Annotated in this window: 8 protein-coding genes; 4 read left to right on the top strand and 4 right to left on the bottom strand. The window is 38.9% G+C overall.

Annotated elements, in window-relative coordinates; translation table 11 throughout:
* The first annotated feature begins 327 nt into the window (after positions 1-327).
* The 4 genes from ABD985_RS02190 (at position 328) to ABD985_RS02175 (ending at position 8,384) form a co-directional block, all read left to right on the top strand.
* Entirely contained in the window at positions 328-2,811 is a 2,484-nt protein-coding gene (locus ABD985_RS02190) for a DUF5916 domain-containing protein (protein WP_345368821.1), read from the top strand.
* Between the two features lie 443 nt (positions 2,812-3,254).
* The gene (locus tag ABD985_RS02185) at positions 3,255-5,255 is read left to right on the top strand and encodes a T9SS type A sorting domain-containing protein (protein WP_345368819.1); all 2,001 of its coding nucleotides are present in this window, start codon (positions 3,255-3,257) and stop codon (positions 5,253-5,255) included.
* Between the two features lie 433 nt (positions 5,256-5,688).
* On the top strand, positions 5,689-7,701 hold the full coding sequence (locus ABD985_RS02180; RefSeq protein WP_345368818.1) for a putative porin: 2,013 nt from the start codon (positions 5,689-5,691) through the stop codon (positions 7,699-7,701).
* 185 nt (positions 7,702-7,886) lie between these two features.
* Positions 7,887-8,384, top strand: a complete 498-nt coding sequence (locus ABD985_RS02175) for a hypothetical protein (protein WP_345368816.1) — start codon at positions 7,887-7,889, stop codon at positions 8,382-8,384.
* 91 nt (positions 8,385-8,475) lie between these two features.
* Here the strand turns inward: ABD985_RS02175 and ABD985_RS02170 are convergent, their stop codons facing one another.
* The 4 genes from ABD985_RS02170 to ABD985_RS02155 all read right to left on the bottom strand — a co-directional run bounded on the left by ABD985_RS02170 (position 8,476) and on the right by ABD985_RS02155 (position 12,822).
* A complete protein-coding gene (locus ABD985_RS02170) occupies positions 8,476-9,168 on the bottom strand; it encodes an ABC transporter ATP-binding protein (protein WP_345368814.1) in 693 nt (230 codons plus the stop codon).
* Positions 9,169-9,173: 5 nt separating this feature from the next.
* Positions 9,174-10,658 carry a DUF5687 family protein gene (locus ABD985_RS02165; protein ID WP_345368812.1) on the bottom strand — a complete coding sequence of 495 codons (1,485 nt, stop codon included), beginning with the start codon at positions 10,656-10,658 and terminating at the stop codon, positions 9,174-9,176.
* A 181-nt stretch (positions 10,659-10,839) separates the two neighbouring features.
* On the bottom strand, positions 10,840-11,457 hold the full coding sequence (locus tag ABD985_RS02160; RefSeq protein ID WP_345368810.1) for a DUF4290 domain-containing protein: 618 nt from the start codon (positions 11,455-11,457) through the stop codon (positions 10,840-10,842).
* Positions 11,458-11,619: 162 nt separating this feature from the next.
* Positions 11,620-12,822 (bottom strand): hypothetical protein, encoded by a 1,203-nt coding sequence (locus tag ABD985_RS02155; protein WP_345368808.1) that lies wholly within the window; start codon positions 12,820-12,822, stop codon positions 11,620-11,622.
* Positions 12,823-12,829 lie beyond the last annotated feature (7 nt).

The raw sequence follows: 12,829 nt of genomic DNA, 5'->3' as shown, positions 1-12,829 counted from the left end.
TAGATATATTTTAAAATATTATTAAATATTAAGGATAATATTAGATAAAAAACACAACCAACCTTCCATTTGTTAATGAATTCCACATTAACGATGGAGGGTTATTTTTTTTCATAAATGTACTTTTTCAAAACTTTTCACCAAGTTTGCTAACCAAATCCCTACAATCCCCCGTATAAGGGAGAGATGAAGAAGGAAATCTACTCTTTTGATTTACCTGAACATGAGGATTTTTTCAACCTGTGATTAACAAATCGAATCGCTGCATAGGATGTGGTCCAATCCAACTCTTAAGCAGTTAGTGTCAAAAACTGAACAATTATTAACATGCAAAAAGTAATTTCCTTATTACTGTGTCTTTGTTGTGCACTTACCATTAGTACTGCACAATCATTCAAGGCTCCACGTAATCTCAAGGCTGAGCGCACCACAGTCCGTCCCACCATCGATGGTAAACTCGATGAAGAAGCGTGGACAAAACATCCATGGGGCTTTGAAGGTAAGTTCGTACAGACCACCCCCAACAACGGAGAAGAATCACGCGTAAGCTCTGCAATTCGTATCCTATATGATGATGATGCCATCTATGTAGGAGTTAGAATGTATGACCCCAACCCTGACAGTATTCCGAGACAGTCTGGTTTTAGGGATAGCTTCTATGATAATGCCGATGCTATAGGCATTATGTTCGACACCTACAATAAACAGCAAAATGCCATGGGCTTTATGACCACGGTATCCGGCGTTCAGTCAGACTTCACCTCTACCAATGAGAGTGATCCAGATCCGAGCTGGAATGCTTTATGGAAAAGCCAGGTGAGTATTGATGAGCAAGGCTGGGTTGCAGAATTTGAGATTCCGTATGTATCCCTTCGTTTCCCTAAAAAAGATATCCATACTTGGGGGATTAACTTCTACAGGGTAAGTAAACGTTATAACGAAGAAGCTAACTGGTCTTTTGTAGATGCCTCTGTACAAGGTTACCTAAGTCAAATGGGAAAGTTGAATGGAATTGAAAATATCAAACCTCCTCTACGTCTTAGCTTATCTCCATATGTCTCTACGTACTACAACCACGATGGAGAAAGTGGAGAGGGCGCAATCAATACCACTGCGGGTATGGACCTTAAGCTAGGTCTGAATGAAAGTTTCACCCTGGACATGACACTTATTCCAGATTTTGGGCAAGTAAGGGCCGATAACCAAGTCCTTAACTTATCCGCCTTTGAGGTACGTTTTGATGAAAACCGTGCTTTCTTTACGGAAGGTACAGAGTTATTCAACCGCAATGGCTTATTCTACTCCCGTCGTGTCGGAAGTAGCTTCGGAGGGTATGATGTCAACGAAAACGAAGAAGTAACGTCAGCTCCTTCTGACGCTCCTTTGATCAACGCTACCAAGCTTAGTGGACGTACTTCTAAGGGATTAGGTATTGGCTTATTCAATGCCGTAACGGACCGTACGCATGCACTCCTGACAGATACGTTATCAGGAGAACAACGTAAGGTATTAGTAGATCCTTTAACCAACTTCAATACGGTTGTTTTCGAGCAGAACTTAAAAAACAACTCCAATATCGCTTTCATTAATACCAATGTCTATCGTGGTACGTACGGTAGAATGGCCAATGTAACGGGAACGGACTTTAAGTTCTCCGACAAGAGCAATACCTATCAGGTACAAGGTATGGCAGCTATGAGTTATATCAGTGAGCGTAATCAGGAAACGGATTTTAATGATATAGAAAAAGGATACAAAACGTTTCTTTCTCTCGCTAAGATTAGTGGCAACTGGCAGTATCGTACATTCTTAAACGTCGAATCAGATACGTATAACCCTAACGATATGGGCTTTATGCGTGCCAATAACGAGTTTACTTATGGAGGACATGTACAATACCAAAAGTTTAAACCATTCGGCATTTTCAATAATGCTCGTATTCGACTGAATACCAACATTCAGAACCTGTATGAATCGATTCAGTTTGCCCAAATGAATTTCAACTTGAATGCCAATGCACAATTCAAGAACTTCTGGCAAGCAGGGATGTTCTCTAACTTTATGCCTATGCAAGGCAAAGACTTCTTTGACCCTAGAAACGATGGCTATTTCTTCTTAAGAGAACGATCTGCCGCTGCAGGTGGCTGGATTGCTTCTGACTATCGTAAGCGTTTTGCTTTTAATGCTGAATTATGGGCGTGGACTCGCCCTAGCAGAGGACAAATCGATAATGGAATCAGCATCAATCCTAGTTTCCGCTTTACGGATCAGTTCAATATGTCGCTGAATTCAGATGTAAAATTACTCAGAAACGAACAAGGATATGTCAACACCTTATATGACGAGAGCGATGAGGTCTCCAATGTGGTGTATGGTCGTAGAGATGTAAGACAGATTACAAATACCATTAATGCAAATTATGCATTCAGCAGTAAAATGGGGTTAGATTTCCGTCTAAGACATTACTGGAGTACTGCTGCTTATGATGAGTACTACGATCTAGACAAGGAAACAGGATTATTGAACGACATCATCTACAATGATCTTGACGAAGAAGGTAATGAAATGCATGACGTCAACTTTAATGCATTCAATATTGAATTGACTTATCGTTGGGAGTTCACTTCTTCCAGCTTTGTATCTGTGGTTTGGAAGAACCAGATTTACACTAGCAACGATCAGGCTAACATTACTTTTATGGATAACCTGAACCAAACACTTACCGCTCCTCAGCTCAATAGCTTATCGGTGAGGGTTAGCTACTTGCTGGATTATCAAAAAAGCAAACGCTTCTTGAAGGAATATATTTAGAACTTCTTTAGGTTCATATTATTTGAATAAACATGAATCATCCCACATTAACAAATGGCTTAGCTTTCTGAAAATTCATCACTTTATAGCTATCTTACAAGCCCTTTATGAGCTTCTTCATTTTTTCCTTGATGAAAAAACGAAGCAAAAAAATCAAGGCTTTGAAGAATTTGCCTAATTTTTAATCGCAAAAGCTAAAAATTAGGCAAATTCTTCAAGGCCATTTTTAGATATATAAAGGCAATCTTTAAACAAAAAAATGAGTCATTCCTTCAATGTTAATATGGGATGACTCATTTTATTTTTTTGTAAAAAATATTGTCTAATCGTCTATCAATAGATAGTTTTGAGCATTTGAAATGCTACTTTCATTTTTTTAATGCAATCAAAGCTATTTTCAAATTCTCTACTCGGAAATATTTTTATTATACCCCCTTTTTACCATGAAAAAAACACTACTACTTTTAGTATTAACAAACCTATTCTTAAGTCTTACGACAGTCCATGCTCAAACGGCTGCTCCTCCCTATAATATTACCGTATCAGATGTATCTTATGATCGTTTCACCATTCATTGGGAAGACACTTCTGGAACAACTATACACCTTTCATATTCCACTGATCCTACAAGGTATACAATAACATACCAAGGATATAGTGATAGTCTCACCATATCAGACCTTACTCCCAACACATTATATTATATCAGAATAAAAAACAATGACAGTGACTGGGTCTATCTATCACACCAAACTGGAGATATCAGTCGTACATGTGACAGCAGTATAGAAGTTACTATACAGGAAAAAAAATATTACGACTCTCCTTCTACCTCTTACAATGCCTTTGGTAGTGAACAATGGTTTCACTATACAGCAACACAAGACGGACAAGTTACTATTGGAAAAAGAGACACCACTGGTGCCTTAAACATATATGATGCTTGCGATGGAAACTTGATCGCTGAAGGCAATGTATCCGGTCCTTGGCTCATTACAGCTCTTGACCTACAAACTGGAGAAACAATCAAGATTCAGTGGATACAAAACAATGCTGAAGATGAATCCACCACCTGGTATATTGAACAAGGTAAAATGTATCATAACCTTAACTATAGTCTTATACCAACAAAAGTCGTAAAAGGCAGCGCTATACGACTAGAGGCTACATCAAACAGTGATGCACCTATAGAATATTCTTTACAAGATAGCACCGTTGCTACCTTGGAAGGTGATAGCCTTACTTTTGACAAAATCGGTGTTGTAGAACTTCGTATTGTATCCCCTGATACTGATTACTTCAACATGTCAATGGCAGGCTTTGGAATAACGGTCGTAGCAAATGATTGCGCTACAGCAGATCCTATTACTGCAGGAACTCATGAAACCCATGGATCTGAACAATGGTATTCCTTTACAGCAAACATGGAAGGAACTATTGCCTTATACCCGATGGAGCATACCGATGAAAACACTAAAGTTGAGGTTTACCAGGAATGTGATGGGGAATTAATTGCCTCCAAGGTTTACCTACATGACGACGCTAAACAAGATTACCTCAACCTTGAGGTAACCTATGGAAACGCCTACCTTATTAAGTGGATTAAAAACAATACCACCTCTCAAACACAGTGGGCCCTGGAATGGCTATTTGCTGATGGTAAAAATATCACTAAACTTGCTATCAATGAAGTAGAGGAAGTACTGGTCAATAGTGATCCGTTTGAGTTGAGTGCAGCAACGAATAGTAATGGTAATATCAACTGGTTTATAGAAGAGGGAGAAGACCTTATCTCATTGGACAGTAACATCGTTACCCTAGCTCCTAACGCTATTGGACAAGTAAAAATCAAAGCCGTTCAACATGAGACTGCTGAATATTGGAGTGCTATAGACTCTATGACATTTAGCATTATCAAACGCCAAGACAGTATCTCAAGCAATATTGGAATCGAAGAAGCACAAGCCAACACTTCAATGGTACTTCCCTCTTTAAAAACAGATGCAGGGCTAGCAATCTTCTATGAAGTGACAGAAGGTAATGCCACCTTAGAAGACTCGATACTAAAGATTCAGCAAATCGGTGATATCACTCTTCGTCTCTATTCAGAAGGAAATGAGGCCTATGAAGCTACAGAAAGTACAAATACCATAATTGTCAATTCTGTTTTCACTTCTACAGAACAGTTCCCCAAACAAAAAGTATCCATTTATCCCAATCCTATTACAGATAAGGTAATCATACAGGTTCCATTGAAAACCACCTCGACGCTATCTTTAGCTATCAGTAGCATGACAGGACAAATACTTTTTGAAAAACAGTTTGGGAAATGGTCTGGAGGTTTCAAATATGCTCTCCCTTTTAATGAGTATAAGCAAGGGATTTATTTACTTATCATTTCTACAGATGAAGAAAGTGTAGTCAAAAAAATAATCAAAGAGTAATTATTCCAAACAAGCTCTAACATGAATCATCCCATATTAACAAATGGCTTAGTTTTCTGAAAGTTCATCACTTTACAGCTATCTAACAAGCCTTTTATGAGCTTCTTCATTTTTTCCTTGATGAAAAAACGAAGCAAAAAAATCAAGGCTTTGAAGAATTTGCCTAATTTTTAATCGCAAAAGCTAAAAATTCCAAACTCGCTACGCTCAAACAATGGAATTTTCTTAACGCTCTTACAATTAAAAATTTTGACGGCAATTCTTCAAGGCCGTTTTTAAATATATAAAGGTACTTTTTAAACAAAAAAAGATGAGTCACCCCCTAAATGTTAATATGGGATGACTCATCTTACTTTTTTAACCAATATTAAATAATCAACTTCTTTTATATATCCCTTGGATAGACGTAATTTTACCGAAAGCTAAAATTGAATTGAAACCGATCAGGATGCGTATACGTCTATTACTTTTTTTTTCATTACTGACAATCTTTACCACATCTGTTTTTGCTCAAAATGATTTTCTAGAGGAAGCTAAACAAGATACTACGAAAAAGATTGAGCCTAATAAAGAAGGCATCACTCTAGAAAAGGATACCACTTGGAAATATGGTCCACACACTTCCAGGTACCTTACCTTAAAAGATGTCTATGAGATTAAATGGACAGAACATTATCTGGACAGTACATTACACAACACACACCGTTACAATGTAAGGGACAAACATGACTGGAAACTGCAGTATACCGCCAACAATGCCAGCCCTGCCCGTTACCTATGGTATCAATTGCCTGATGACATTGGAGAACGTATAGGTTTTGACGCCTATCGCCCACATTATTGGTATCAGGAAAAAGATATTCGTTTCTTCAATGCGTTCACTCCCGTATCCGTTTGGAATGCTGTTATAGGTGGAGATCGCCGTTCCATGATTGATGTGCTTTTTGCCCGTAACCTTACCCCTTGGTGGGATTTCAGTGCCCGTTTGGAAATACGTTCTGGCTGGCTATTGCAAGGGGAAGATGTTATACAATCGTATCTATTTGATCAGGTGTTGAATCAATTTCAAATGACTACTCGATATGAAACTCCTAATCAAAAGTATAAGCTCTTTGCCTATTACAAACAAGCATTGCATAATGGCCCTGAAACAGGGGGAATCAGTATCGACTCCACGCTCAAAGTAAATGTGGCGGGTAGCGTAGAAGATTTTGAGTTTACAGACCTTTACCGGGTATTGAATCGTTTAGAGAATAATCTTAACCAAAGTACTACACGATCAGATAAACGAGAGTATAACTTCCAGCTTTACCATCAATATGCTATTGCTGACTCTGCTAGCTTGCAGGTATTTCATAAGTTCAAGACCTCTGACCAGCTCCTAAGGTATCAGGACAATTCTCCCAATACCAACCTTGATTACTACGCTCCTTTTATCGGTGTAGAAACTGGGACAGAGGAAGCTACCAACTTCTTTCCCGATACGGCCTCCTACACCTACCGCATGAACTATTATGAAAACCAAGCGGGAGCCAAAGGTAGAAAGGGTGATTTTTTCTGGGCAGCTTACGCCCGTCATCGTTTTCAGAAAGCCCGACAAGAACACTCTGGAGTCTATACTCAACCCGTCAATATTGATGGACAACTCTTCGTAGGGGGGCAGTTGTCATTAGTTCCTGCTAAAAACGATCGTTACCAGATTAATATTTCTGCCGAAAAAGAGTTGGGCAACAACAATGCTTTTCAAGCCAAGGCCAGTGTAAAAGCCAACTTCTTGTATGCCTATGCGGCTCAATATAACTACACCCAGGATATTGTTAGAAAACAATTTATCAGCCCATTTTTCAGTTGGAGAAATGATTTTGGAAATACGGAAAGTTCTCGCATCTATGTCGCTCCTCGCTTCCCATGGAAAAAAGGATATGTAGAAATCTTTGGAGAGGTAAACCTTATTAATGACTACACTTACTTCCAGCAAGATATGCGTCCAGAGGTTTATAACGAACTACTCAACTATCAAAGATTTGGTGCTAAAACAGACTTTACCTTATGGTATATTCGACAGATTGCAGAAGTCATTTACACCAACAATAATAGTCAGGAGGTTTTCCGAACCCCTGAGTTCTTTGCTAACTATCAACTGTCCTTTGAAAAAGACTTTAAGAAAGTCTATCTATCCACAGGATTTGACCTGCATTGGAATTCTTCCTATCTCGCGGATGCCTTCTCTCCTATTACTCAGCAGTTCTATCTGCAAGATGATCAGGAAATTGGAAACTATCCTTTATTGGACTTCTTTTTTGACTTTAAGATCAGGAGAACCAACGCCTTTTTCAAAGTCACCAATATCTTGCAAGGAAGCTTCAGTGGTTACTTCGATACGCCTAATTATATGGGGCAAGCGCTTAGCTTTGAGTATGGTGTGAAATGGATGCTGTTTGATTAAAGTGAGAATAGGTGAGATTTGTTAGGGATGCATCCTTTAGAATTATGTATATTATATTATAGGCCTTCAGTTGAATCCTGTCGTAGTCTACGGAAAAGAATCAGGTTTATCGGTTATTGCTTATCGTTTATACATGGTAACCGGTAAACAGAAACAGCGCTGACTTATCCATAACCTAATACCTCATGCAGAAATCACTCTACATTCTACTTTTACTGACATTCTTATCGTTGCAAGGAGCATTAGCCCAAACATTTCTAGCCATCGATCGCTATGATGCTAAGCGTATTAAACTATATGAAGGAGATCAACTATGGTTTAAAGTAAAAGATGATAATTTTTTACATGAAGACGAAATTCTTGCATTAAAAGACTCCTCAGTGGTCATGAGTAAATCAGGTGCCGAAATTCCCCTCACCGCCTTTGAGGAAATCCGCTTCAAACGGAAGGGAATCGAAATCGCAAGAATAGGTACCCTGGGATTGGGATTAGGATTCCTCCTATCTGCTGCCATAGAGCCTGCTGTCAGCAATAATGAATATGATGCCGGAGAACATGCCGCCATAGGTGCTGGGTTTATCGCTGCCAATCTTATCCTCCGCTTCTTTAAATGGAAAAAGTATCCTATAGAAAAAGAAAAGGCAAGAGTCCAGATTTTAGATACTACACCAGAGAATCCATGATATTGAAAATATGAGGGCGACCACGAGGGACGCCCTTACTTATTACCTACCTATACTATATGTCGGGGCGACCACAAGGAACGCCCTTACTTCACACATTAAAATACTGCTCCAAACGATCTAACAGATGGTCGTCAGTCTGCATGTCTTCTACCACCTTACCTTCTTCCAATAAAACAATACGAGTACTCAACTTAGCTACATGGTTCAGGTCATGGCTTGAAAGCAATACCGTCGTTCCCTCTTCATTGGCTTTCTTCAACCGTTTCACTAACCAAGCTTGAGAAGAAGGATCCAGATTGACATAAGGCTCATCCAGTACCAATAACGCTGGAGAAGATAATAGAACCGACAGTATCCCTACTTTCACTTTGTTTCCTTTGGACAGATCACGAATCATTGTGGTTCCATAAAGTAAGTCCTCTGCCATAAAGCCTTTTTCTCGCTCCAAAAAAGCTTCCACATCAGCCTTATTTAAGTCGTGTAATCGCCCCACAAATCGCAAGTACTCCATCGGAGTCAAGTGAGTGATCAGAAAATTTTCATCTAGATAAGCCGCAGTGTATACTTTCCAATGCTCACTCATCGCCACTCCTATCCCATTGGAAAGCACCTCTCCCTGAGATGGCTGAATCAAGTCCAACACCAAGCTTAAGAGTGTTGTTTTACCAGCTCCATTATTTCCTACAAGGCCCAGTAATTCTCCTTTTTCAAGGGTTAAAGAAGGAATATCTAATACTAATTTTCCTTTATATTCTTTTTGTAAGTTATTGAGTTGAATCATCTTTATTATTGTTTTCTAAATCCAGTAGCCATGATATATTTTCTCTTGTGGAATTGTTTCTCCAGGTCTTTAATCCAGTAGTTTTTAAGTAACAAGCTCATTACTCCCAAACCACCGATGATTCCTAATCCCACATGATCAAGTCCAAAAAAGTCCATTGTTACATAAAATAACACCGGTACTAATGCGATCGGTATATTCAATAAAAATTGGTGAGCGGAGACTCCTTGGAAGTTCATTACATTTCCTCCACTTAAGTCCAATCGTTTCTGATTATACGTTCCAAAGTAAATCAAGTAAACAGGAACAATACCGATGAGATAGAAATAAACTGCCAAATTAATCCAGAGAATATGCCAGCCGAAATAAGCATAGAAAACACTTCCTAGAAAGCCCAAAGTGGTTCCTAAAATCATCAACCAGTACTTCGCTTCTATATAATCTCTGATCTTAATTTTTTGAGTCAAAAGAAAATCAAAATAGGTACTCTCCCAGGCGAAAATCATCTGCCCGTAGTTCAAGGCAAATACCCCCATGGTCATAAAAGGGACAAACACCAATACCCAAGCCTGTTCCTTATACATATCCTGTGTATAGAAAATAAGCCCATAAAACAATAGGAACACAGACATCAACAAGGTGTTTTTACTGCGCTTATGTCGCCATAGGGTCTTGATTTCTTCCGCCATTAGGTAGCCTACATTTCCAAAACGATTCAGGTAAGCCAATAAAGAGTTGTCTGATTCCTCAATTTTCAATTTCTGATCTACATGAATCACCCGATCCAGATAAACTCCTGACATCGTTGCCTTGAAGGCGATCACATAGGCCTTTAATAGCAAGATGACTCCTATCAGTATCCCCCAGGGTTGTTCTGCTATTCCCAATAGCAATGTCGATAGGAATCCAGTAACATTGGTCCATTCGCTTACTTCCAAATAAGTAAATGCTGCCAATGGAAGAATCACTCCCAAAGTAGTCCAAAAGGATTTTGAGAAGTATTTTTTTAAGGCAAAAGCATAGTAATTGGTCGCCCAAAGAAATGTAACCGCTATAGTCAACCAATTAATACCGACTAAAAGCGTTTCATTGGGTAATACTGTTTTGAAATAGAATGGAAGAATAACCAAAAAGGGGTAATAATTAAACCTGCTTCCCAAGGACAATAATAAAGGAAAATGCATCAGTTTCCTTTTACTCACCTGAAGTAGCAAATAAGGTCTTACCTGTGTTTGGGGAAAAGATTGCATCAGTCCTCTCAAGCCTATATTTGCCAGCAAATACAGTAGAAGAAACTTTGTAGCCATCAGCAACACCTGCTCTTCACCAAAAGATTCCTTCAATAATTTCCCTGAAACAAACCCCATTAGGAGTAATATACCAGCAAAATACAGCTCCAGGAGAAGCTTAAAGACCTTAAAGCCTATACCCTTTCCCCAGACTAAGTTCCGGTATTTTTGTAAAAAGTAATGATTAAAGAGTAATTGCATAGTTATCAGTTTTTTTGGGTAAAGTCGATAACTACATTTTACGTGCCGTTCTATAAAAAGTTATATTTGATTCTATTTTTTTAATCACAAAAATACCCAATCAATAAAGCTTCAACAGTAACATTGTGCTTTATTGATTGGGTGAAATATTAAGAGCTTACTTGGAATCTTCCTATCGAAACTACTTTCCTAGTCTTCTGCTTTTATTAGCCAAGAATTTCTCCATAATATCATTGTAGGTTCTACGGTCTACCAAGAAAGGATATTTCTCTAGCACTTTTTCCATATCAACACCTCCTTCAGCCATCTTCTCAATGTCTTTCATGATCACCACTTCATCTGGATTATCACCATTCCAAGACTGATAGAAATTCTTCATCAAGCGCATGATGTTGGCGAAAGCTTTCAATTTCAACTCCTCGTCTTCTTCATCCTTAGCCACCTGAATCAGCTTTTCGATATTTCTTCCGTAATGTCTGAAGCGCATTTTATGGTCACGGTACTCCATACGATCCGGCTTGCGATACATCACATCCATTTCAGGTACAGGGTAAGGACTATCCACTTCTAATTTAAAATCAGCCATCACATGGAGATGATCCCAGATACGCTGATTGGTATCATTGGAGTTGACGCTAGGATTCAATTGCTTCATCAAGCCAATCAAAGTATTGGCATAACGATTTCTTTTTTCCTTGTCTTCAATTTCCGATATATACTCTACCAGCTTCTGTACGTTTCTTCCGTACTCTTTCAACTTCAACTCCGGTCTTTCTGTATTATAGGATGGTTTCTCCATGGTCTTATTCTATTGATGATTTAATGATCTATGCATGTTACACTCCTCAAAATGAGAACTATAAAAAGTTACCCTAAAAACAGAAGTTTCCAAAGGGAGCATAGACAGAATGCAATATACAAAAAATAGGCATGTGCTTCATGATATATTATCGCATCGGTATTAAAAACTCCATTTCAATCTCCAAAATAATAATACTCCCGATTGTCCAAACTGACTATCTTCCCCTCCCACAAATGCCTGAGTTGCCAATAATAGCTCTGTATTCGTGGACAAGGAGATATTTGTATTGGCTGTAAAATAGGCTGAATTATCATCTATAAAATAAATACTACTCATCCCGGCATTCACCAATGGATTAATCTGATAAGACGCTTGTCCTAAAATAGACCATTTGTTTAAGGTCAATGTGCGAGGCGTTGGAGTCTCTCCCCTTCCCAAGGCCAGAATATTTTGATTCATGGCATCTCCTCCTCCGCTGTTAAAGATCCCTTCTACACTGACAAATAACGTATTCGGAAACGTATAATCCGTAGACATTGTAGCGACCACGGCAGGCTCTACACTCTCACTATCCTGCTCAATAGGGTAAAAGTAACTTGCTTCTCCCTTGAAGCCTGCTCCACCAATCTGTCCAGACCAGCCTCCTCCAACAACCCAATCCTTACGCATCTTTCCAGCCAATACCTGAAAATCGTACGCCCATTGATTGAAGCGATACATCCCTGCAATCGTCATATCCTCAAAGGATTCTTCCATCGCTACAGCCAGTTCCACCGAAGAAACCATACCAATATATTTTCGAACCAAAAGTCCATCCATACCCGGACGCTCCTCGTAGTCAAAATCAAATAAGGAGTAATTATTGAAAATATCGTTAGGGTTCCATGCGAAGGTTTGTCCCCAGTTGACACGTTGTCTTCCCGCACGAATTTGCCAATCGTTGAATGTCCAATCAATATAGGCACGATCCAAGGTAGAATGTCCCACAACAGACTCCCCTTCCCACCATACACCACCTAAATCCAACCAATTGTTATTGGCCGTATAGATATCAGCATAATTAGGTGTTAGGGTAACGGTCTCCCCATAGAACAATCGGTTACGCATCTCAGCAACTACCGTCACCTGTGAAGAGGCATACCATTTAAAATTCAATCGGTTATGAATCAAGTTATCTGTAATCCAGCGATCATTCAACTCCTGAAAACCGATCGTCTGCAAGTACTTTAGATACCCTCCAAAATAGATATTGGAGGGTTTATCTGTTGACTCTTCCTCTTGGAATTCTTCTTGTGCTTGTAGTGTAAAGACACTAAAAAGTAACCCTAGAAGGAACGTTGTCTTTAAAATTATCTTATTCATTTTCAAA

Origin of the sequence: Algivirga pacifica (assembly GCF_039543525.1) — a bacterium.
Lineage (GTDB): Bacteria > Bacteroidota > Bacteroidia > Cytophagales > Flammeovirgaceae > Algivirga > Algivirga pacifica.
This window is presented reverse-complemented; position numbering and strand designations above follow the sequence as displayed.

What these genes read in the sequence shown, in the direction of transcription:
- ABD985_RS02190 (WP_345368821.1), top strand. Translation starts at nt 328, where the DNA reads ATGCAAAAAGTAATTTCCTTATTACTGTGTCTTTGTTGTGCACTTACC.
- ABD985_RS02160 (WP_345368810.1), bottom strand. Translation starts at nt 11,457, where the DNA reads ATGGAGAAACCATCCTATAATACAGAAAGACCGGAGTTGAAGTTGAAA.
- ABD985_RS02185 (WP_345368819.1), top strand. Translation starts at nt 3,255, where the DNA reads ATGAAAAAAACACTACTACTTTTAGTATTAACAAACCTATTCTTAAGT.
- ABD985_RS02175 (WP_345368816.1), top strand. Translation starts at nt 7,887, where the DNA reads ATGCAGAAATCACTCTACATTCTACTTTTACTGACATTCTTATCGTTG.
- ABD985_RS02155 (WP_345368808.1), bottom strand. Translation starts at nt 12,822, where the DNA reads ATGAATAAGATAATTTTAAAGACAACGTTCCTTCTAGGGTTACTTTTT.
- ABD985_RS02170 (WP_345368814.1), bottom strand. Translation starts at nt 9,168, where the DNA reads ATGATTCAACTCAATAACTTACAAAAAGAATATAAAGGAAAATTAGTA.
- ABD985_RS02165 (WP_345368812.1), bottom strand. Translation starts at nt 10,658, where the DNA reads ATGCAATTACTCTTTAATCATTACTTTTTACAAAAATACCGGAACTTA.